Below are 23,024 nucleotides of genomic sequence, written 5' to 3'. Positions count from 1 at the left end.
ACTAGAAAAATCCTCATTCGCGCAAACGCAAAAATGAGGGATCACTATGCAGCCGCGCTTGACACATAACACCGCTGCTTTTTATATGGGGGATCAGGCTGCGGCCAGCCGTGGGTCTGCGCTGGTGGCGCTGTCGATCCAGCCGCCGCCCAGCACACGGTCCCCGTCATAGAAAACAGCGGCCTGGCCGGGGGATACGCCGGCCTCAGGTTCGTTCAGCACCACGCGGGCGCGGCCGCCTTCAAGGAAGATTTTCGCTGGCACGCCGGGGCGGGTGGAGCGGATTTTGGCAACAACATCCAAGCCTGAAGCCGGGACATCTTCGCCGATCCAATTCACCTCCTTGACGCCGATCTCGCTTGTCAGCAGTGCTTCCTTGGGGCCAACGATGACCTGCTTTTTGGCGGCATTCAGCTTGACCACATAGATAGGGTCTTCAAAGCCGCCGATGCCAAGACCGCGGCGCTGGCCGATGGTGTATTTTACGATGCCTTCGTGACGCCCGAGCACATTGCCGTCGATATCCACAATATCGCCGGGCTCAAGCGCGCCAGGGCGCAGCCGTTCGATCACATCCACATAGCGCCCTTCGGGTACAAAGCAGATATCCTGGCTGTCCGGCTTGTCTGCAACGGTCAGGCCGAAGCGCTCGGCCTCGATCCGCGTCTGCTCCTTGTCCATGTGACCAAGGGGGAAACGCAGGAAATCCATCTGCTCCTGCGTGGTCGCGAACAGGAAATAGCTCTGGTCCTTGCCGTCGTCGATGCCGCGCACCAGCTGCGCCTTGCCGTCTTCGCCAACAACCCGCTGTACATAATGGCCGGTGGCCATACAGTCCGCGCCCAGGTCGCGTGCGGTATCAAGAAGGTCCTTGAATTTCACTGTCTGGTTACAGCGCACGCAGGGGATCGGGGTTTCGCCCTTGATATAGCTGTCGGCAAACTCTTCCATCACCTGGTTCTTGAAGCGGCTTTCATAGTCCAGCACATAGTGCGGGATACCCAGTGCTTCAGACACACGGCGGGCATCATGGATGTCCTGCCCCGCGCAACAGCTGCCTTTTTTCTGAACGGCGACGCCGTGATCATAAAGCTGCAGCGTGATGCCGACCACGTCATAACCCTGCTCCTTCAGAAGCGCAGCCGTCACGGAGCTGTCCACACCGCCGGACATAGCCACGACCACGCGCGTCTCTTCTGGCGGGCAAGGGAACCCGAGGCTGTTCAGTTCTGTTTGCTCAAGTGGGGTCGACATTTCTTACTACTTTCGTCAGCTTTCGCTTCTTGCCTGTCGATATAGGCATTCGAGCTTCCAGAGGCAAGTGATTCCGCCCAATAGGCATGAATGATCCTGTTTTTGCCCGGCAAGAACCGCTCCCGCCCCAAATTAGAACGCACCCTCCAATACGGCGACCCCTTGAGATTCAAGGCGTTTCGCATTTTTCGGAAAAACTGGCCCGCCCCTTGCTTCTATCTGGTCGAACAAAACCCTGCCGGGTGATGAGGCGAACAAATTGGTAGTAAGATATGAACCCTATTGATCAATTGATGCAGAGCATTGGCTCCTCCCCTTCTCCAGCGATTGCTGGGCTGTTGGGCGTTAGCCAGGCTTCAGGCGCGGGACAGAGCGATTTAGCCGCTCAGTTTGCCCAGGCGCTGCAAAGCATTGAAACGGCCTCAGTCGTTCCGGGTACTGCTGTATCCGAAGCACTTGACCTCACCACGGAGCAGGCGGAACTTCTTGCCAGCCTCCAGGCCACCTTGCCGCCTGAGATGATGCCCGCGCAGTTGCAGGGGGCACCGTTTGCAGGCTTGACAGCGGACCTTACTGAAAGCAGCGCAAGCTCAGCTCAATCTGCCCAACAGGCGAAGGCGGGCGTTTCAGGCATTGCGATCCAGGCTGCTCTTGCAGGCAGTCAGGCTGCCGCGATGTCAGCGCAAGGTATAACGAGCCAACAGTCCGGCCAGGACATATCCATTCTGCCTCAGGCAGCCCTTGAAAAACTTGGCCTCAAGCTCGAGCAGTTGCCAGCCCTGCCGTCAACTGAACAGTTGGCCGCGGTATCGCAGGCCGGGGTTTCCACCAACAGCCACATTCTGCCTGCTACCGCAGCGCAGGGATTGTTCGGCGTTGCGGTTGAAAAGGCCCCTGTCCTTACCCCGGGCGCAGAGGGCACAACCGTTCAGGCTACACCTAACGCTTTAGGCCAGGCCGGACAGGCCCAGTTGCCTGAAGAGACACTTGCAGCGCCCCTGGACAAACCAGCACTTACTGCAGCGCCCGTTAACGGCGCGCAAGCAGCCACACCCAGCCTTCAAGGGCTGGCACAAGGCCAGCAACAAGCCGTCCCCACGGTGACCCCGCAATCGGAACAACCAAGCCAGGCGGCTCCCGCTACTCCTCAAGCCCCTGCCGAGGCGCAAGCCGATGAAGTAGAGGGTAACGGTGTTGTCACGCAGCAGGCGCAGCAACAGGTTGCAGCCGCGGCGCCGAAGTCAGTAGCGGACCGCACTGTGCCGACAACGAACAAGGCCAACAGTGGCCCTGGCAAAGAGCAGCTTGATTTCAAGGTAACTGCAGAGCCTGCCGCGGACACACTGAAAGAAGCAGCTTCAGCAAAACCGGTAGAACCTGTATCAAAACTTCCAGAAACACAGGCGCCAGCGCCAGCGCGCGAGGCTCTGCCCCCGCTGACACCTGAGCGAGTAGCCGGTTTCTTTGATAGCACGTCGGCAAATGCCGTTGCTGCGGGACTGAGTGGCCTGAAAGGCGAAACCGGCTTTATGGCCAGCATGTCGCTTCTGGGTGGCAAGCCTTCGCCAGAACTGGCGCAGCAGGTTAGCCAACAGCTGAACATGCATGTCACCAAGGCGGTAAACGACGGCCAACAGGCCTTCACCGTTCGGCTCGACCCAGCTGAGCTCGGCCGCGTGCGTGTGAAATTGAGCTTTCTCGAAGGCGGCAAGGTTCATGCTCAAGTGATGGCGGAGCGGCCCGAGACTTTGGACCTTATGCAGCGCGACACTCGTGGCCTTGAGCGGGCGCTTGAGTCTGCTGGACATAAAGCGGATGGCGGCATCCAGTTCAGTCTGGACACTAACGACCAGGAGAGCGCTGGCCGGGCATTCGCCGAAGCAGTCCAGCAGGAAAAAATGCGCGACGATCTGGCAGCGCGCAGCGGCCTTGGTCATGGAATGGCTGAAGGCGGCCTGGAGGTCGACATCGCCGAAGAAGAAGTTCCACTTGAGACCATCCTCGCCAACGTAAGCGTGGAAACCGGTCTGGATATTGAAGTTTAAGGAAAACCGGCCGCATCGGCGGCCGAAATGAGAGCAAGAGAATGGTAGATCTTACAGGCATAACATCGGGAACCGGAACCGGTTTGACGCGGGGCGACAACTCCGCAGCCAAACTTGCCGACGACTTTGATGATTTTCTGACCCTGCTCACAACGCAGCTCCAGAACCAGGATCCAACAGATCCGATGGACAGCAACGAGTTCACCAATCAGCTCGTACAGTTCTCAAGCGTAGAACAGCAGATTCAAACGAACCAGAACCTTGAGTCTCTCCAATCCCTGCTGGAAATGAATAATATTGCCAGCGCAGCTTCCTTCCTGGGAAGTGACGCCCTGATTTTGGGCACAACAGGCGATCATGACGGCAGCTCGGGCATTAAGTGGCAGTATCAGAACACAGCTGTAACGGATGACCTTACCGTTAAAGTCCGGAATGAAACAGGTACCGTTGTCTATTCCGAGGCTGGCCTGACAACTCTTGGGCTTCATACCTTCAAATGGGACGGTATCGATACTGCCGGCAACCCAGCCGCCCCAGGGAAATATACTCTGGACATCGCAGCAACCAATGCTGACGGCGTAGAATTGGACCCGCCAATAGCTGTTCAGGAAACTATCACGGCCGTAGACACCAGCGGCCTTGAACCAATCTTTACCGTCGGCCCGAACGAAGTTGGGCAGTCGGAGATTTTGCAGCTCGTTCATAAGAACTAGCTGACCTAAACACCGGACCGAAGCGCCCGGTTAACGAGCAGAAAGCCCAAAGCACGCGAAAACGCAAAAGAGTGTAGGAGAAGTAAAATGGCATTCACTGCTTTGGCAGCAGGCGTATCAGGCCTCCAGTCCTTTACCGAGGGCGTAGGCGTCATCGCCGACAATATCACCAACGTAAACACGATTGGTTATAAAGAAACCCGGGCCCGTTTTTCGACCCTTGTGACCGAAACAGCAGCTCTTTCATCATATTCACCAGGCGGCGTACGCGCATTTTCGGATACGCTTGTATCAAAGCAGGGTCTTCTGCAGCCTTCGGCTTCAGCGACAGACCTGTCAGTTGACGGCGCAGGCTTCTTCGTGGTGCGTGATGGCACAGATGCAGAAGACGCTGCGGGTGAAGTTCTTTATACCCGCGCAGGGTCCTTTACCCAGGACTCCCGTGGCTTCCTGAAAAACACTGCGGGCCTCTACTTGATGGGCTGGCCGGTAGCCGCAGACGGCAGCATCACCAACAACCAGAACGACCTGGATGAGCTGAGCCCGATCAACATCAACGAATTGAACAGCTTGGGGTCGGCTACACAGAATGTATCTTTGCGCGCCAACGTGAATGCGAGCGCGACCGAGATTGATGGCGCTGCCTATACCCTCGGAGACCTTGCAACCGGCACCACCACGGCAGAACTTGAAACCAACATTCAAGTATATGATTCCCTTGGTCGGCAACACACCGTGATTGTAGCAGCAGCCAAGGTAGACAACGCCGCGAACACTTGGAATTATGAACTCTATTTCGATGATTCATCTGTGCTCACGGCAGCCCACACCAACGGCATTGTTGCTTCTGGCCAGTTGGTCTTCAACACAGATGGCTCCATTGACCTTGCCAGCACCACTATGGATGATATTGGCGGGAACCCCGTTGATCTTTCCCTAGGCGAAACGCTGACATTCGACTATGCCACCAACGCAACCGATGGTGCGACTGTCGAAGTTGAACAAGGCGCTATTACTTTTGACTTTGGTACGGATGCTGAAACAGATGGCTTCTCGCAAACCGACAACGCATCAAACCTGCTGAGTTCAAGCGTGGACGGCGCGAACTTTGAAAACGTGAACGGCGTTTCCATTGGGGAAGACGGCAATGTTACAGCAATCTTCGACAACGGCCTGACCCTTACGGTGTTCAAGCTGCCTGTCGCGACGTTCCAGAACGCGGATGGCCTGACCCGTCGGCAGGGCAACGCCTTTGGCCTGTCGGACCTTTCAGGTACACCGTCCTTCCAGCAAGCTGGTCGCGGCGGTGCCGGCAGCATCGCTCCGAACTCTCTTGAGCAGTCTACCGTAGACCTTGCCAATGAATTTTCGGAACTGATCAAAGTACAGCGGGCCTTTTCTGCCTCCACCAGGATCATCACAACATCCGATGAAATCCTGGAAGAGCTGACAAGACTCTAAGGTTCGAGCTAACCTAGCTTGACAACCACTCTTTTGCGCGAAACTGGGTAGCCTTGGCTGCCCAGTTTTTGCGTAGGTCTATAGGTTAACGGCGCTTTAACTGTAGCCATTAGGCTTTTTTAAACGACCTCTTCCTATAATCGCCTCACCACCAATGGGTGAGGTAGAGTCTTATGCAGAATGGAACCAATAGAGCAAATGTCATTGGACCGACAGGTAAACCTTTGACCCTTGCCGACCTTCCGAAAGCGAATACCCAAAGATGGGTTATCCGGCGCAAAGCAGAAGTTGTTGCTGCGGTTCAAGGCGGACTGCTTAGCTTGGAAGAGGCCTGCGCTCGCTACTCTCTTTCAGTAGAAGAGTTCCTTTCTTGGCAACAAGCCATCACCAAGAACGGCCTACCCGGCCTTCGCGCTACACGCATACAGCAATACAGAAGCGATTAGCACTGCCGATTTGCCACTAAATTCAGCCCATCTCAAATTTTTCCTTTACAATTATAGGCAAAAATTGCCTAGATTTAACTATCTGTTTACTCTGACAGACTAATTTGTTGGGTGAACTTGGGGCGAGTATCCCCATTGGGTGTTTGTATCCGAGGTGGGCGTTGGAAAATTTTCTGCAATTTCTTCGAAATCTTGGCACTGGCCGGCTGATCCTTATCGGCCTAGTAGGTGCCCTGACCATATTCTTTTTCTTTGCCATTGTCGGACGCTGGCAAACCGCTCCCATGACTGTGCTTTACACAGACCTGGACCCCGCGAATGCGTCGACAATCGCACAACGCCTCGAAGCCGAAAGCATCCCCTATGAGACAGACGCGGGCGGCCGCGTTTTAAAGGTTCCTCGGGATCAGGTTGACCGGTTGCGCCTGACGCTTGCCGGCGATGGCCTGACCGGCGGCGTTGTTGGCAAAGAGATTTTTGATCAGGAAAGCAGCTTTGGGCGCACGAGCTTTGAGCTCAATGTCAATTATGTCCGCGCCGTGGAAGGCGAAATAGCCCGCACCATCAAATATCTAGGCTCTGTCAGCGAAGCACGCGTGCACATCGTGATGCCGGAAAGGCGCCCGTTTGAACGGGAGGCCTCCGAGCCATCAGCGTCCATTCTTGTTCGCACAAGCGGCGCCGGACTTGGGCGCCGGGAAGCCCAGGCGATCCAAGCCCTTGTGGCAACAGCAGTGCCAGGTTTATCTCCTGAACGCGTTACAATCTCCGACACATCTGGGCGACTGCTTGTGGACGGAGCCAGCGAGCAAGGCGAATTCTCAAGCTTTACAAGCCTGGAAGAAGCGCGCCTTGCCAAAGAACGCATGTACCGCAACAAGATTGAGCAGTTGCTTGCCCGCAGGGTTGGCGAGGGCCGCGTTCGCGCCGAAGTATCCGTTCAAATGGATATGAGCAGGACGACTACGAACGCTGTAACCTACGACCCTGACAATCAGGTAATCCTGTCTCAGAACGTGGTGGAAGAAGAGTCTCGTGAAACGGATCAGGTAGGCGGCCAAGTTACGACTGCCAATAATTTGCCTGATGCTCAAGGGCTCGGGGTTTCCCCATCAAACACCGCCAGCAAGACTGAAGAAGTAACAAACTTCGAAAACTCGAAGACAGAAACAGTTACGATCAAGGAGCCCGGCGAGATAACCCAATTGCGGGTTGCCGTGCTGGTAGATGGCATCCGTGAGATTGACGAAGAAGGCAACACAGTTGGTTACCAGGAAAGACCGCAGGCCGAGATAGATCAGCTTCGCAGTCTTGTATTGACGGCTATTCCCTTTGTTGACGATCCAGACACCGGTCGCAGCGATGAGGTAACAGTTACATCAATGCGCTTTGTTGACCCCACGCCGATCACGCAGGCTACTCAGGACCTGAGCTTGTTTGGACTGAACAAACAAGACCTGATCGAAGTCGTTTCCGAGGGCGGCATAATTATCTCCATTATTTTGGTGATCCTTCTGGTGGTTCGTCCGCTGGTGATGCGCCTGATCGAAGCCATCCCAGATGCCCCTGCCCCACCTGATCCGGGTCAAATTGAAGACAGGACCACTGAAACACCGGCTATTATGGGGCCAGGCAGCCCGATAACCGCGGATGTAATGGCTGCGGCCGCTGCGGGTGATGAGGATGCAGCCGCTGCTGTTCGCTACGCTCAGCAAACAGGTGCTCTGGTTCGGGACGACATGCGGACGGACGCAAAAATTGACGTCGCACAGGTTGAGGGCAGGATCCAGGAATCTGCAATCAAGAAGGTCGCCGACATTATACGTGCCAATCCTGATGAATCGATCGCGATCGTAAAAACGTGGCTTTATGCTGAGTGATCCAGCGAATCCGCGGTATTAAACTGATACAGGTGTAAAAATGCCAGAATTGACCAAAATGTCCGGAGCTCAGAAAGCAGCAGCTTTCATGTTGGCCATCGGCGACGAACATGGCCGAAATATCTGGGAAGGTCTGTCGGAAGACGAGATCAAGGAGCTGTCGCAGCATATGTCGACACTTGGCACCGTGGCCGCCGCCGATGTCGAAGAGCTTTTCGTTGAATTTGCCTCAAAGGTTTCAACTGTCGGCAACCTGAATGGCTCTTTTGACAGCACAGAACGCCTTTTGGCAAAAATGCTGCCGGGCGACCGGGTACAGCAGATCATGGACGAAATCCGAGGACCTGCGGGACGTACCATGTGGGACAAGCTGGGCAATGTGAACGAAGTTGTTCTCGCCAGTTACCTCAAGAATGAATACCCACAAACGGTTGCCGTTGTGCTGCAGAAGATCAAGGCAGAGCATGCCGCTCGCGTACTTTCTGTTTTGCCTGAAGATTTTTCCATGGAAGTCATCATGCGGATGCTCCGTATGGAGGCTGTTCAGAAGGATATTCTGGACAAGGTCGAACAGACCCTGCGCGTAGAATTCATGAATAACCTTGCGCGCACCAGTCGCCGGGACAGCCACGAGACAATTGCAGAAATCTTCAACTTCCTGGACCGAAGCGCGGAATCCCGTTTCCTCGCAGCGCTTGAAGACCGGAATAGAGATTCTGCAGAACGTATCCGCGCCCTGATGTTCACCTTCGAAGATCTCGCCAACCTCGACCCGAGTGGTGTGCAGACCTTGTTGAGAAATGTGGACAAGGACAAACTCGCCCTTGCAATGAAAGGGGCATCCGACACCCTTCGCGACCTATTCTTCTCCAACATGTCCGAGCGGGCAGCAAAAATCCTGAGAGAAGACATGGAAGCCATGGGGCCTGTTCGTCTGAGAGATGTAGATGAAGCACAAATGGACATGGTCAACAAAGCCAAAGACTTGGCGGAAGCAGGCGAAATCCTGCTTTCCGACAACAAAGGCGAAGACGAACTGATCTATTAGAAGTGGCATGAGAACGAATGGCTGAACCTGTAAAATATCGATTTGATCAAGCCTTCGACGGCGGTGCAAAGAGCCGCTTCGACGAAGAACTTGACCGCCTTCGCGCGGATACAGAGCAAATCAAGTCTGAAGCTTATGCCCACGGCTTTGAGGAAGGTCGAAAGCAGGCCCTAAATGATATTGAAGCGGCCACCCAAGAAACCTTGAGCCAGGTTGCTCAAGCTGCCCATGCCCTTTTCTCGCAGAAGTCACAGCTGGAATCCGGCATCAAACAGGAAATGGTGCAACTGGCCTATGCGATTGCATCAAAGCTCTCGCCAGCCCTTATCAGGGCACACCCAATGGCTGAAATTGAAGCCCTGATAGAAGACTGCCTGGCGACAGCGAACAAGGAACCGCGCTTGGTGGTAAGGGTCTCGGAATCGCTGCTCGACCCAGTCAATGAGCGGCTTGAAGACCTGAAAGCATCAACCGGATTTCCCGGTGATATCGTATTGATCGGAGAGCCGGGCCTAGGCCCTCAGGACTGTCGGGTGGAATGGCCCGACGGCGGCACCGAACGCAAGCATGACACCATCATGCGTGAAGTTGAAACAGCGGTGCAGCGCTTTGTCATGTCTGACGCTGACAATGGCGCCAAATCCGCGACTGCGGAAGAAACAAACCCTGAAACAGAGGAAGCTATTGAGCAACTTGCTGCAGGTGGACCTGAATAAGGAATTATTTGATGGCAGACGAAGACGAAAATTCAGGCGACGTTGGCTTGCAGAACCTGGACGATGGCACAAGCCGTAGCCCGGACCTTGCACCCAAGGAAGACGGGCAAGTCCGCTCGGCGCAAGAATTAGAGCCGGTATTTGATGTTCCGGTACGCGTTCAGGCGGTTCTCGGAAAGTCGACCCTTGAAGTCAGCCAATTGCTGAAGCTGGCCCCTGGGGCCGTTGTGGAACTTGACAGGAAAGTCGGTGAGGCCATCGACATTTACGTCAACAACAGGCTAGTGGCTCGTGGTGAAGTTGTCCTGGTGGAAGACCACCTGGGCGTAACAATGACCGAAATCATCAAGCTGGATGGCGGCGCGAACTAGGTTCGCGGATCAAGGGGGCAGACGGCCTATGAGCACGATTTTGGGTATGTTGACGGCCTTCCTGCTGGTTGCTGGCGCGATCTGGCTCGGCGGTTCTCCCTGGGCATTCATAAACCTGCAGGGCGTCATGATCGTTGTTCTGGGAACTTTCGCCGTTACGGCCATCAGCTTCCGCTTTCAGGAGATGATGACGTTACCGGTGAACATCTGGACCTTGCTGCGCCATGGCCAACGCGACCCGTCGGATGAGGCTGTCAAAATAATGAAGATTGCTGTCGAGGCACGGAAACATAACGACATTTTGTTGCTGGAGCGCCTATTGCCGAAGTTGAAAGATACGCCGTTTCTGATGAAAGCCATCCAGCTTGTCGTTGATGGCACGGAGCCGGAAGAGATTGAGCAAATCTTGCGGCGTGAAGCGAGCTCGGCATCCTCTCGCCATATGAGGTCTGTTGACTTCCTGAGGCGGGCTGGCGACGTGGCGCCTGCTATGGGTTTGATCGGCACGCTTATTGGCTTGGTCAGAATGCTGGGTAACTTGGACAATCCGGCAGAGATTGGACCGGCTATGGCGGTGGCGCTACTGACCACCTTCTACGGCGCGCTGATGGCGCACCTGTTTTTCATTCCGCTGGCAGCAAAAACTGAGCACTGCACAGATGAAGAGGCTTTGGTGAACAACCTTTATGCCATGGGCGCAACATCGATCCGCCGCAAGGAAAACCCGCGGCGCTTGGAAATGCTCTTGAATACCGTATTGCCGCCAGCACAAAGGATAACCTTTTTCAAATGACTGCAAGCCGAAACAAAATTTGCAAGGTCAAGAAAAGAATTGAACCGCATGACCCGCGGAGAAAACGGGTTGATGTAACGGAGACTATAAAATGCGACTGCTGATTGTGGGAACTCTTAATGGCCAGTTGGGTGCCGCCAGCCAGATTGCGATGGACCGCGGGGCCCAGGTAACTCACGCGCCCGACACTGACACTGCTCTTTCAATCCTAAGGAGCCGTGGCGCAGACCTGTTGATGGTTGAAATCTCGCTCGACATTCCGGGGCTAATTCCAAAGCTTCGGGCAGAGCACTTTTCCATTCCTGTGGTCGCCTGTGGCATAGGAACCGACCCCAAAACAGCTGCAGCGGCCATTCGAGGCGGAGCAAAAGAGTATATCCCTCTGCCGCCTGATGCAGAGCTGATCGCTGCTGTTCTTGAAGCTGTTGCGGAAGATAGCCAGTCCTTCATTTACCGTGACGCTATAATGAAAAATGTTGCTGCCCTGGCCGAACAAGTAGCCCCGTCTGAAGCCAGCATCCTTATTACCGGGGAGTCTGGTACCGGTAAGGAAGTAATGGCACGCTTCGTACACCAGAAAAGTCGTCGGGCGAACAAACCCTTTGTAGCGGTTAACTGTGCTGCCATCCCCGAAAACCTTCTGGAATCCGAACTGTTTGGCCACGAAAAAGGAGCCTTCACTGGAGCAGTAGCCCGTCGGATCGGTAAGTTCGAAGAAGCAGATGGCGGCACTCTTCTGCTTGATGAGATTTCGGAGATGGATGTGCGCCTGCAGGCAAAGCTCCTGCGCGCCATTCAGGAACGCCAGATTGACCGGGTAGGTGGCTCAAAGCCTGTCAATGTAAACATTCGGATTATTGCTACATCCAACAGAAATCTTCAGGACGACGTCAAGGATGGCAAATTCCGGGAAGACCTGTTCTTCCGTCTCAACGTCGTGAACCTGCGCGTCCCTCCCTTGCGGGAACGTCCATTAGATATTCAGGCCCTGGCAGAATATTTTGCCAAGAAATATGCCGAAGTAAATCAGGTAGAGGAACGCCCGATCAGCGCCGACGCCATGAAGGTTCTCAAGGCGCATAACTGGCCAGGTAACGTCCGTGAACTGGAAAACACCATGCACCGGTCTGTTCTGCTTGCTACGGGTGACGAGATTTCCGCGGCAGCCGTACTTCTTCCAGACGCCAGCGGCAATCTGGCTGTTACCGGCTCGGGCGAAAGCCGCGCACCGGAAAGCCAGCCTCAAAGTAGTATGGGGGAAGAAGGCGGTATAGACGCGGAAGTGGCCGCAACGCTTGTTGGCAAGACCGTCGCCGAAGTAGAACGGGATCTGATTATAGATACATTGAAGCATTGCCTGGGCAACCGTACCCACGCAGCTAACATTTTGGGAATCTCCATCCGGACACTTAGAAACAAGCTAAACCAGTACCATGCAGACGGTGTTTCGGTTCCCCAGCCGGGCGACAACAACCACCGCGCTTCTGTTTAGTGCAGGAACCGAACTGCCAATGAGTGACAAACAATGAATGATTCAGCTCCAGGTGGGCAGCAGGACAATTCAGGTGCCCAGGGCGGACTGAACGTCGGTGCCGTGCTGTCTGGCATGAAGAGCTCTGACATCGCCTTCGCGCTGGGCATGGTGACTATCATCATGATGTTAATCATGCCGATGCCTGGCTGGTTGCTGGACATCATGCTGGCAGCATCTATCACCTTTTCTGTTATGGTGATGATGACGACCCTGTTCATTCAAAAACCGCTGCAAATGAGCAGCTTCCCTACCATCTTGCTGATCGCAACCATGTTGCGCCTCTCGCTGAACCTGGCGTCGACCCGGCTTATTCTATCCGAAGGACATACAGGCACCGATGCAGCAGGCAAGGTAATCGAGGCTTTCGGCAACTTTCTGATGGGGGGCCAGGTTGTCATTGGTATCATTGTCTTTGCCATCCTTGTGATCGTAAATTTTGTGGTCATCACAAAGGGCTCCGGTCGTATCGCAGAAGTTGCCGCGCGCTTCAGCTTGGATGCCATGCCCGGCAAGCAGATGGCCATTGATGCCGACATGTCCGCAGGCCTTATTGATGAACCCGAAGCAAGACGCCGCCGCCAGGAACTTGAGGATGAAAGCACCTTTTTCGGTTCGATGGATGGTGCTGCAAAATTTGTCCGCGGTGACGCAATCGCGGGACTTCTCATCACCATAATCAATATTGTTGGTGGCATCATCGTTGGTGTTGTTATAAACGATATTAGCTTTGGCGACGCTGTTAACCGCTATACTATCCTTACCGTGGGTGACGGGCTGGTATCACAAATTCCAGCACTAATCGTATCCACGTCCGCAGGCCTGTTGGTAACCAAGGCCGGCGTTTCCGGCGCTACAGACAAGGCCCTGTTCGGACAACTGAGCGGCTATCCGCGGGCTCTGGGTGTCTCAAGCGGGCTTCTTCTTGCCATGGGGTTAATGCCAGGTCTTCCGCTCATGCCCTTCGCCCTTTTTGGCTCTATCCTGGGTGTTTCTGCCTATCTTCTGACCAGCAAGAAATCCCAAGAGGCAAAGCAGGTTGCTATTGCGGAGAGTGCCGAAAAGAAAGCCGCCGTTCCCGCAGAGGAGCCTATTACTTCTGCACTGGCCATCGACCAGCTCAGGCTTGAGCTTGGTTATGGGCTGTTGACCCTTATCAATGACGACAGCGGCTTCCGGCTCACCGACCAGATCAAGGCACTTAGGCGCCAACTGGCGACAGAGATGGGCTTCGTTATGCCCTCTGTCCGCATATTGGATAATATGCAGTTGCCCGCAAATTCATACGTGCTTCGTGTCAAAGAAACTGAAGTCGGTCGCGGTGACATTCGTCCCGGCATGCTCCTGGTGATGGACCCTCAGGGACAACCGGTACAGATACCAGGCGAGGCGACAACTGAACCTGCCTTCGGCCTTCCTGCGACCTGGGTGGATCCTGGCGCGCGCGAAGAAGCCAGTTTCCGCGGATACACTGTTGTGGACGCAGCCACGGTCATCACAACGCACCTGACGGAAGTCATCAAAGACAATATGGCTGACCTGCTCTCGTACGCAGAAACACAGAAGTTGCTGGACGATCTGCCATCAGACCACCAGAAACTGGTGGCCGACATTGTGCCCAACCAGATCACAACATCGGGCATTCAAAGGGTACTCCAGTCCCTGCTTACGGAGCGGATTTCCATTCGTGACTTGCCGACTATCCTTGAAGGTGTGGCCGAAGCGACGGGGTTCACACAAAACATCGTCGCCATCACCGAACATGTCCGCACCAGGCTGGCAAGGCAGCTATGCGCCGCCTACTCCAATGCCGAAGGCTTGGTGCCGCTCATAACCCTTTCTACAGAATGGGAACAGGCGTTTGCGGAAAGTCTCGTTGGCCAAGGCGAAGAGAGACAATTGGCAATGGCGCCCACGCGACTGCAGGAATTTATCAACTCCGTGCGCATGGTGTACGACCAGCAGGCAGAACGGGGCGAAGCGCCCGTCCTGTTGACAAGCCCGCTGGTGCGTCCCTATGTCAGGTCGATTGTTGAGCGGTTCCGCCCCGCGACCGTTGTCATGAGCCAGAACGAAATTCATCCGCAAGCCAAGATTCGGACACTTGGCCAGATTTAATAAGTATCTGAGCCAGTGCCGGCTCACTTAAGGACAATAAAGCGCAATGCGGTTAAAAACCTTTCATGCCAAGACGATGTCGGAGGTAATGGGGCTGGTCCGAAACGAGCTCGGACCGGATGCCATCATCATACAGATAGAAGAAGGCAAAAGCGGCGTCAGGGTGACCGCGGCTCTTGAGGCTGGCGCGACGCCTAAACCACCTGACCATGCCCCAGAACCCAAACAGACACCTGCTGCGTTCGAGATTTCACACCCAGTTCCGCAAGCCCGGGATTTCGATACAGCAGATATTAATGCTGTTCTGAATCATCATGGGCTCCCTTTTGAGACTGCATCTCATATTAGCGAGGCTGCCCGTGCTGTCGGTGGCGGCAGTCTTGTTGACGCCTTTTCAGTCGCGCTGGAAACCGCCATCCGCTTCAGTCCATTAACCGACAGTACAACACGCCCGATCATGCTGGTTGGCCCACCGGGTGCCGGCAAAACCATTTGTGCTGCCAAGCTTACAGCTGACGCCGTTCTGCACGAACGGCCTATCAACTTGATTTCGACGGATACGGTGAAGGCAACAGGTATCCAGCAGCTGGATCATTTCGCTCAACTGATGAAACAAACAGTGTCAACAGCGGCATCGCCCGAAGAACTCGCTGCGGTGCTCCGGTCACACAGCAACAAAGACGGTCTGACCATCATTGATACACCGGGCACGAACCCGTTTGATATGGATGAACTGCGTGAAATTCTCGGCTTTATCCGAGCCGTCGATGCGGAACCGGTTTTGGTAATGCCAGCGGGCCTGGATGCCCTGGACGCACAGGAAATCGCAGGAGTCTTTTCCCGGCTAGGGTGCCAACGCTTCATCGCAACACGGCTCGATGCTGCCAGGCGGTATGCCAGCATTATCATGGCTGCACGCCCTGGCTACCTGGCTTTGGCAGCACTTAGCAGAAGCCCCTTTGTGGCCGATGGCCTTGATCCCGCCACACCAATGGCTCTTTCCAAGCTGATAACAGCCTTACCTCGTCGAAGCAAAGCCGACACACTGACGGATGAGAAATCATGAATGATTTTGTTGCATTAGATCGCAAAGAAACCCTTGAACGGCGCCTGATAACAATCGCGTCCGGAAAAGGCGGTGTCGGGAAAACATGGGTTTCGGTATCTCTGGCCCATGCCTTGGCCCACGCAGGAAAGAAAGTACTTTTGTTTGATGGTGACCTGGGCCTCGCCAATGTCGATATTCAGCTTGGTATGATGCCAGAAAGAGACCTTGGGCAGGTCATCACCAAGGACGCGACAATGGCGGAAACCATCGTGCCCTTTACCGACAGCACTGGGGCTGGATTTGACGTACTTCCAGGCAAATCTGGATCCGGTGCCCTTGGTTCCCTCTCGAAGGAAACATTGGTTGGCATGCGTAACGACCTGACCCAGCTTGCGGAAAATTACGACCATGTCTTGCTTGATCTGGCGGCAGGTATCGACCCCTCTGTGACCACCCTTTCCAAGCACAGGGGACGAATTTTGGTGGTGATGACCGCGGACCCTACATCTCTCACGGATGCGTACGCATTCATCAAAGTGACGCATATGCGCAACCCGAACGCTGATATCTCGATCGTAGTGAATAATGTGGCTTCGAAGAAAGAAGGCGAAAAGGCATTCGCTGCCATCAAACGTGCGTGCGAAGGATTTTTGAAGATTTCACCGCCACTTACCGGTATTATCAAGAATGACCCAAAGGTCGTTGACTCGATTAGGTCGCAAGTCCCCCTTCTGATCAGGCACCCTCAATCAGAAGCGGCTTCGGACATTAAGGCTCTGGCTGCAGCCATTACCGGACGCTAAGCGTACCCACTGAAGCAGCTTCGAACGCGAAGGACTGCGGAATGAGTGATATATCCGGGCCTCCACTGCCTAAACCCGTCGACCCGGTCGCCAGAACGACCGGCAAGACCAGTGCTGTGTCAAAGGATCCTCAGCAGGCCCAGACCGAGGCTCGTGAACATAAGGGCGAAAGTTCCTCAAAACACGAACAGGCTGAGCACCTCCGGAGCCGAGAGCCCGCCGTTTCCATATCCGCAACAGCGGCTCACCTGGAAGTCGGAGAGCGGCTAAAGGAACAGGTAAAAAAAATCGACAATGAAGGCCGTCCGATCATTGTTACGGAAACAGCGACATTCGCCTTGCGCCCCGATGCGGGACTGCGCCCAGGCGACGACGTCAGGTTGGAAATCATTGAAGCCGGACATAAATTGGCAGCAGACCTCCATGAGCGCAATGGGCATACCATCGACCCACCGATCAGGCTTGCCCTGGTAGTTATTGCAATTCATGCGAAACAGCAGCCTCAAACTAATGAGACACAGCAGAACCCAGCCCCTCTTCCTGAGAAAACGGGATATGGGCCTGCCGTTCAAACAAAAAATATATCCAGTACTACCAGCGACGCCTTGGCAAGCATGCTTGGTCGTTCCGCCCAAGGCGGTAGCTCAACCCAGCCCGCACAATACTATCCAAAGTCGCCCCCTGCCCCTGAGGCACAACAAGCGCCCCATGCTCAGGTAACTGGCTCACCTGCTGAACAAACAGGTAATCCTGACTTTCTGGCCAGCCGCAATAGCAGCCCGGACTTGGCAACCCTGATAGCCGCGCAGCAAGGAAACCGCAGCAGGGGCTCGGGCTATGGTCCTGCTACCAATCAAAACCCTGCCTCACCGAAGGCTCTTGATGCAACGCACCTTATCCCGAAATCCAGTCTAACGGAGCTAACAACAAGTGGCCCGCAAGACGGCTTGGGTCCAGTAATCAGGGCATTCTCTTTCTCCGGCCAGTCGCATTCACTTCAACTGATGGATCCCAGTACCAGTCAGGTTTCTCCGGCCCAAGTTGCTACGGTTCTCGCTGTTCGCCCCTTACCGCCTGAGGATGCAAAGGCCCTACCGCTTGCGGTAAACGCCTTAAGCCCTTCCGGGGCCACGCTAGCCACTGTAGAGACGAATAAGGGTAATTTTGTCATTCCCCTCGCTCAGGCTAACAACCTCTCAGGTGAATTGGTAAAGATATCCGACATTCAGCCACTGTCGGGCGTTGCCCCCAAAGAGCATCAGGCCACGTTCAATGCCATATTGGCGGCGCCTGGCGCTGGCCAACGCAGTGCGGTGACAATTCAGATAAACCAGAATGCAGCCCCCCAAGGCATACCCGGCGAAGCGCAAATCAAGGCCGTGCATACCGTTCGCGCGTTCCTTACGCCCAAAGGGCCCAGCGCTGATTTCCGAATTGAGACAACTCAGGGAGAGCTGTTTATCACCATGCCAAACAGCTTTCGTCCAACCACAGACGACCTGATACAAATTCTCCCTGGGCAAACGAGCCAAACACAAACAGTTGGCTTGCCCCTTAGGGCCGAACAAACCGCGCAGCTATCTGCCGGGACCGCGCTCAGTACTCTTGGCGCCCATCACTGGCCTGCACTGGAACAAAGCTTTGCGACCATCATGGGAGCGGATCCTGCCGCGGCAAGTCAATTGGCAAGCAAAAGTGCACAAGGCGGTGGCAAGCTTGCAAACAGCTTGCTCTTTTTCTTGAGTGCCGCAGGACGCGGCAACCCGGAAGGATGGCTGGGACAAGATGCCGCCCGGGTATTGGAACAATCGAATAAGTCCCTATTTGAGGCATTTAAGTCCGGCATGTCACGTTTGATGCAGGCGGCAACGGATACAACATCTGATTGGCGGCCGGCCCTTCTACCCCTTGAAATGCGACTGCCTGATATGCCTTGGGTCGCCATGCTTTTTGGCCCTCCCCCCAGAGACGACGGCGCAGGAGGCGGCAAACAAGGTTCTGGCAACGAGGGCGATGATATGCAGGGCGCACAGCGTTTTCTGGTGGAGGTTCGTTTTTCTGTCCTGGGAGCCATTCAACTGGATGGTCTCGTACGCGAAAACCGCTTTGATCTTGCAATGCGCTCGGAAAAACCTTTACCTCAAACACTAATGCGAGAAGCATCTGGCTTGTTCGCCGCAGCACTTGACGCGAACGGCTACACTGGCCAACTTTCAATCACTGAGAACCAACCCTTCCCCATGGATGTAGAGGCGCTGATGCAGCAGGTACAAATCAGGCCTGAACATGCATCGCTGACTTGAACTCGATAGTTTTTGTTGTATCTCTTGCTCCGGTTCAATTTAGGATACTTGCGTGCGCGTTACTTTGGCATTTGTTGGCTGCGTCTTGATCTGGGGCTCTACCTGGTATGCGATTGAGTTGCAATTGGGCATCGTTCCCAAGGAATGGTCTCTCGTCTATCGTTTCGGGATTGCATCCTTTACACTTTTCCTGCTCTGCCTCGTCCGCAAAGAGCGTCTAATTTTCCCGATAAATCAGCATCTCTGGCCAGCCTGCACCGGCCTGTTTTTATTCTCCGCAACCTATGTCCTGACATATGGGGGCGCAGAATATCTTACGTCCGGGCTGGTCGCCATCACCTTCGCCCTTCTGTCATTTCTAAACATCATCAACGGTCGAATATTTCTGGGAAATGCCATCAAACCCAGCGCGCTGTTTTCCGCACTGCTGGGCATCCTGGGGCTGGCGTTCATTTTCAAACCGGAAATTGACAGCTTCACACTTGATGACGAAGCCTTCAGGGGACTCCTTTTATGCCTTGGGGCAACACTTGTTTGTTCTTTCGGCAATACCTTTGCCGGCACCAGTGGGTCCCGGAGTATGCCACTTTTTTCCTTCAATGCATGGGCCTTGGGCTATGGAGCCCTGTTCAATTTCAGCTACGCCATCTATAGCGGAAAACCTGTAGGGTTTGACCCATCCGCCTCTTATGTGGGTTCGCTGTTATATCTTGCAATTGTTGGGACGGTGATTGCGTTCTCCATGTATATTTGGCTGATTGAGCAAATCGGCATTGGTCGGGCGGCTTATATGAGCGTTCTCACACCTGTCATTGCTCTGGCAATTTCAACAGTGCTTGAAGGTTTTACATGGAACCTGTTTGCGCTTTCAGGTCTGGCACTCGTGGTCTGTGGCAACTTGCTGGTGGCCCGTACCCGCGAAAAGCCGTCTCAGCAAATCTCAAAATCCTAAGATGATTCCAGGGCCCTTTGAGTTTCGTCAAGAGCATCGCGCATCACACCCACAAGGAAATCAACCTCCGCATGGGTGATGATAAAGGGCGGGCACAAAACAACAACATTTCCTGCTGGCCGGACAATCAGCCCACGCACCAACGCCATCTGGCCAACGTGATTGCAGACGCTCGCTTCCAATGGATACTGCTCACGCGAACGCTTATCTTTTGCCAGTTCAACACCGGCAATCAGCCCGGACACCCGAACTTCACCCACCAGCGGATGGTCCTCAAGCGTCTTGAGTTTCTTGCTGAAATAGGGGCCTATGTCGGCATGTACCTTTTCCACATGTCCTTCAGTTTCAATGATTTCGATATTCTTCAATGCGAGCGCAGACGCAAGAGGGTGTCCTGACGTCGTAAATCCGTGGTGTAGAACGCCGCCTTTGTCTTCGATCACGTCTGCAATCTCATCAGAAATGACCGCCGCAGAAATTGGTGCATAGCCCGAGGACAGACCCTTGGCCAAAGCCATCATATCAGCTTCGAAGCCGAATGTTTCTTGCGCGAACCAATGCCCTGTCCTGCCGAAGCCGGTAACAACTTCATCCGCGATAAGCAGCACATCATGTTCCGTGCATATCCGGGAAAGTTCAGGCCAATAGCTGTCTGGCGGCACAATCGCGCCCATTGTACCCTGGATGGGCTCTGCAATTACGGCGGCGACGTTCTCCGCACCGGCCTCCAGGATTTTCTTCTCCACGTCTCTGGCGGCCGCAAGGCCGAACTCTTCAGGCTCCAGGTCCCCTCCACACCGGTACCAGAAAGGCGAGGTGGCCTGAAGCACATCATCGCCGCCCGCAAGACCGAAATCTTCAATCATGGGAGCATTACCGTTCAGGCGCGTCGTCGCAAGGGTGCTGCCGTGATACGAATAGTCCCGAGAAATAAGTATCCGTTTACTGGGCTGCCCCTTTCGGCGCCAATAAAGGTAGGCAAGCTTGATCAGTGTCTCATTCGCTTCCGACCCGGAATTTGCGAAGAAAACCTTGTTCAGGCCAGCCGGTGCAAGGCTTGCAATTTTTCCTGCGAGTGCGGCGGCATAAGGGTTCGATACAGCTGAGAAACTGTGATAATAGCTCAGGGTACGTATAGCCTCGACAGCTACGTCAGCCATTTCTTCTCGGCCATACCCGATATTCACACAGCCAAGCCCAGCCATGGCGTCCAGGAGCCTGATCTCCTGCCCGGTTATATAGGCACCCTTAGCCTGCTCGATCACGAACGGGGCTGCCTTCTTCACGGCTTGCGGATCGGTGAAGGGATGCAAATGATGCATCCTGTCCAGCGCTTGAAGCTGTTCCAATATTGCCTGATCGGATAGGCCCATCATTTTCTCCCCTGTTTATTCTTTAATATCAGAAAGGGGCAGGTAAGAAAATGAATCTGCTGGCATTTAGGGATTTGGACGGGATTAAAAAAGGCGCGCTAGTTTCTGCGCATATTCACATATCGTGGATCAGCCAACGCTTCTTCACGAGCGTGGTTCTGTATTCCCAACTCGTCAAATGCATCCTGCTCCATTTTGGCTTCCGCTGCGGCCTCCCGGGCTTTTTCCCGACTTTGGGCAATTTCAAACGTCTTCAGTTCACGAAACCCCTCAGCAACAATGTCCTGATGCTTGGCAACCTCACGCTCCTTGGCAGCAAGCAGCTCAGACAATTGTTGCTGGCGCATCCGCACCCCTTCAAGATAGGCCCCAATTGCCACGGCCGACACTTCCAGCCCACTGTTTCTGGATTGCTCAACGACTTCTGCTTCCATCGTCTCTATGGCAAGCACGATCTCTTCCCGCTCGCCCTGCAAATCCGCAAGCCGCCGCCGCTTTTCATCGAGCTCCCATTTTCTGAGACGGATAATATTTGCCAGTTTGCTCATGAGCTACCTTATGCCGCGCCAGACAAATTCAATTGGGCCGGACCCGTTTCCAGAATTTTTTTCAGCTGAAGATAACCCTCTGCAAGGGGCGTTTTGTCGTCTTTCCATTGGCCAAGGAATTCCTCAAACGCATCATGGTATCCAATGGCAGCATCCACATCCGGGTTGCTGCCGCGTCGGTAAGCGCCAAGTCGGATCATCTCTTCCATATCAGCGTAGGTCGACATGAATTTTTTCGCTTCCCTGACAATCAGGTTTTCATCGTCAGAATTACAGCGCGGCATCGTCCGGGAGATTGATTTCAACACATTAATCGCTGGAAACCTGCCACGTTCAGCGATGGCGCGTTCCATGATAATATGGCCATCAAGAATACCGCGGACAGCGTCAGCAACGGGTTCATTATGATCGTCGCCCTCCACCAACACGGAAAAGATTCCTGTCACATTCCCAGAACCTCTTGGCCCCGGCCCAGCCCGCTCCAGCAACTTTGGCAGTTCGGTGAAAACTGTTGGCGTATAGCCCTTGCTGGTCGGAGGCTCGCCACCTGCGAGGCCGATTTCACGCTGTGCCATGGCAAAACGGGTGACGCTATCCATCATGCACATTACTTCCGCGCCACCATCCCTAAAATACTCAGCGAGTGTCATTGTCAGATGCGCTGCCTGCCGGCGCATAAGGGCCGACTCGTCTGATGTGGCAACCACAACAACAGACTTGGCCAAGCCGTCTTCACCCAGGTCATCTTCAATAAATTCCTGAACCTCGCGGCCCCGCTCACCGATCAAGCCGATGACACTAACGTCTGCAGATGAATGACGAGCGACCATTGAGAGCAGGACGGATTTGCCCACACCAGAGCCTGCAAAGATACCAAGGCGCTGTCCTTTGCAGCAGGTGATAAAGGTGTTCAGCGCCCTGACACCCACATCGACCTTTCCGCCGACGCGCTGCCGACTATGAGCTGGGGGGGGGCTTGCCCTAAGCAGCCTTGGACGCGTTCCATGTTGAATGGGGCCTTTCCCGTCTATTGGTTCACCAAGGGCATTCACCACGCGGCCAAGCCACGCATTAGACGGGAAGACGACCGGTTCACTTTGGGTCAGAACAGCCCGGCAACCAACCCCTACCCCTTCAAGTGCATCGAAAGGCATAGCAAGCGCAGTTTCATGACGAAAGCCGACAACTTCAACCGGAACCTTTCGATAGCCGCGGGTCTCCACCTCCAGGCGTGACCCGATCGAGATATGTTGGCCAATCCCGGCCAATTCAACCAAAAGTCCACGGACGCCAGTAACCCGTCCATATCGACGCTCGGTTTGAACTCGCTCAATTTCCTGAATAAGGCTGCGCATTGTCCCTCATAAAACCCGAACCGCTATAAAAGCCTAATAGCTGGACCACCCCTGGCCCGCAGCAATTCTCTCTGTCGTCGGCGCCCATCATGCCGCAATCACTTTAAAGATTGGTAAAAGCCCACGACAGACTAGTCAAACCCCTTTCCCACCGTTGCGATTTTTCTTGGACAATTCGTTAACCTTCGTTAACATTAACCATAGAAACATACGTCATCCGGGAATGGGGTCGCCGTATTTTTGGGTTCCCGGAGTGTTTCAACAGG

19 protein-coding genes are annotated in these 23,024 nt (G+C 54.5%); 15 read left to right on the top strand and 4 right to left on the bottom strand.

Going from position 1 to position 23,024, the window contains the following annotated elements; all coding sequences use genetic code 11:
* Window positions 1-93: 93 nt before the first annotated feature.
* Window positions 94-1,254: a tRNA 2-thiouridine(34) synthase MnmA gene (gene mnmA / locus ACFO5Q_RS10005; RefSeq protein ID WP_068150103.1), complete on the bottom strand. Its 1,161-nt coding sequence runs from the start codon at window positions 1,252-1,254 to the stop codon at window positions 94-96.
* A 272-nt stretch (window positions 1,255-1,526) separates the two neighbouring features.
* Here mnmA and ACFO5Q_RS10000 point away from each other — a divergent pair, with 272 nt between their 5' ends.
* From ACFO5Q_RS10000 to ACFO5Q_RS09930, 15 genes are all read left to right on the top strand, one after another.
* Entirely contained in the window at window positions 1,527-3,299 is a 1,773-nt protein-coding gene (locus tag ACFO5Q_RS10000; protein WP_068150099.1) for a flagellar hook-length control protein FliK, read from the top strand.
* Window positions 3,300-3,340: 41 nt separating this feature from the next.
* Entirely contained in the window at window positions 3,341-4,012 is a 672-nt protein-coding gene (locus ACFO5Q_RS09995) for a flagellar hook assembly protein FlgD (RefSeq protein WP_068150096.1), read from the top strand.
* Window positions 4,013-4,099: 87 nt separating this feature from the next.
* A complete protein-coding gene (locus ACFO5Q_RS09990) occupies window positions 4,100-5,473 on the top strand; it encodes a flagellar hook protein FlgE (RefSeq protein WP_068150092.1) in 1,374 nt (457 codons plus the stop codon).
* A 173-nt stretch (window positions 5,474-5,646) separates the two neighbouring features.
* On the top strand, window positions 5,647-5,919 hold the full coding sequence (gene sciP, locus ACFO5Q_RS09985) for a CtrA inhibitor SciP (protein ID WP_082719980.1): 273 nt from the start codon (window positions 5,647-5,649) through the stop codon (window positions 5,917-5,919).
* A 104-nt stretch (window positions 5,920-6,023) separates the two neighbouring features.
* On the top strand, window positions 6,024-7,799 hold the full coding sequence (gene fliF / locus ACFO5Q_RS09980; RefSeq protein ID WP_082719979.1) for a flagellar basal-body MS-ring/collar protein FliF: 1,776 nt from the start codon (window positions 6,024-6,026) through the stop codon (window positions 7,797-7,799).
* Between the two features lie 40 nt (window positions 7,800-7,839).
* Complete coding sequence (gene fliG / locus ACFO5Q_RS09975; protein ID WP_068150085.1) at window positions 7,840-8,847, top strand: flagellar motor switch protein FliG; 1,008 nt, start codon at window positions 7,840-7,842, stop codon at window positions 8,845-8,847.
* A 17-nt stretch (window positions 8,848-8,864) separates the two neighbouring features.
* The gene (locus ACFO5Q_RS09970; protein ID WP_068150083.1) at window positions 8,865-9,563 is read left to right on the top strand and encodes a FliH/SctL family protein; all 699 of its coding nucleotides are present in this window, start codon (window positions 8,865-8,867) and stop codon (window positions 9,561-9,563) included.
* A gap of 11 nt (window positions 9,564-9,574) precedes the next feature.
* Window positions 9,575-9,934 (top strand): flagellar motor switch protein FliN, encoded by a 360-nt coding sequence (fliN, locus tag ACFO5Q_RS09965; protein ID WP_068150081.1) that lies wholly within the window; start codon window positions 9,575-9,577, stop codon window positions 9,932-9,934.
* Between the two features lie 28 nt (window positions 9,935-9,962).
* Complete coding sequence (locus ACFO5Q_RS09960) at window positions 9,963-10,727, top strand: motility protein A (RefSeq protein WP_068150078.1); 765 nt, start codon at window positions 9,963-9,965, stop codon at window positions 10,725-10,727.
* Window positions 10,728-10,818: 91 nt separating this feature from the next.
* Window positions 10,819-12,219, top strand: a complete 1,401-nt coding sequence (gene flbD, locus ACFO5Q_RS09955; RefSeq protein WP_068150073.1) for a sigma-54-dependent transcriptional regulator FlbD — start codon at window positions 10,819-10,821, stop codon at window positions 12,217-12,219.
* Window positions 12,220-12,252: 33 nt separating this feature from the next.
* The gene (gene flhA / locus ACFO5Q_RS09950) at window positions 12,253-14,376 is read left to right on the top strand and encodes a flagellar biosynthesis protein FlhA (protein ID WP_068150070.1); all 2,124 of its coding nucleotides are present in this window, start codon (window positions 12,253-12,255) and stop codon (window positions 14,374-14,376) included.
* Between the two features lie 46 nt (window positions 14,377-14,422).
* On the top strand, window positions 14,423-15,442 hold the full coding sequence (locus ACFO5Q_RS09945; protein WP_068150068.1) for a flagellar biosynthesis protein FlhF: 1,020 nt from the start codon (window positions 14,423-14,425) through the stop codon (window positions 15,440-15,442).
* A complete protein-coding gene (locus tag ACFO5Q_RS09940; RefSeq protein ID WP_068150065.1) occupies window positions 15,439-16,227 on the top strand; it encodes a MinD/ParA family protein in 789 nt (262 codons plus the stop codon). The genes ACFO5Q_RS09945 and ACFO5Q_RS09940 overlap by 4 nt, the downstream gene beginning before the upstream one ends.
* Before the next feature lie 116 nt (window positions 16,228-16,343).
* A complete protein-coding gene (locus tag ACFO5Q_RS09935; protein ID WP_156432006.1) occupies window positions 16,344-18,530 on the top strand; it encodes a hypothetical protein in 2,187 nt (728 codons plus the stop codon).
* 52 nt (window positions 18,531-18,582) lie between these two features.
* Complete coding sequence (locus ACFO5Q_RS09930; protein WP_082719978.1) at window positions 18,583-19,482, top strand: DMT family transporter; 900 nt, start codon at window positions 18,583-18,585, stop codon at window positions 19,480-19,482.
* Here ACFO5Q_RS09930 and ACFO5Q_RS09925 read toward each other — a convergent pair.
* The 3 genes from ACFO5Q_RS09925 to fliI all read right to left on the bottom strand — a co-directional run bounded on the left by ACFO5Q_RS09925 (window position 19,479) and on the right by fliI (window position 22,758).
* Window positions 19,479-20,858, bottom strand: coding sequence for an aminotransferase (locus ACFO5Q_RS09925; protein ID WP_082719977.1), 1,380 nt, complete (start codon window positions 20,856-20,858; stop codon window positions 19,479-19,481). The genes ACFO5Q_RS09930 and ACFO5Q_RS09925 overlap by 4 nt on opposite strands.
* Before the next feature lie 95 nt (window positions 20,859-20,953).
* Window positions 20,954-21,403 carry a flagellar FliJ family protein gene (locus ACFO5Q_RS09920; RefSeq protein WP_068150054.1) on the bottom strand — a complete coding sequence of 150 codons (450 nt, stop codon included), beginning with the start codon at window positions 21,401-21,403 and terminating at the stop codon, window positions 20,954-20,956.
* Window positions 21,404-21,411: 8 nt separating this feature from the next.
* Window positions 21,412-22,758, bottom strand: coding sequence for a flagellar protein export ATPase FliI (fliI, locus tag ACFO5Q_RS09915; RefSeq protein ID WP_068150051.1), 1,347 nt, complete (start codon window positions 22,756-22,758; stop codon window positions 21,412-21,414).
* Window positions 22,759-23,024 lie beyond the last annotated feature (266 nt).

The sequence above is a fragment of the Kordiimonas lipolytica genome, assembly GCF_042651265.1.
In the GTDB taxonomy this organism is placed as follows: domain Bacteria; phylum Pseudomonadota; class Alphaproteobacteria; order Sphingomonadales; family Kordiimonadaceae; genus Kordiimonas; species Kordiimonas lipolytica.
The sequence above is the reverse complement of the archived record's forward strand: the minus strand, read 5'-3'. Positions and strand labels throughout refer to the sequence as shown.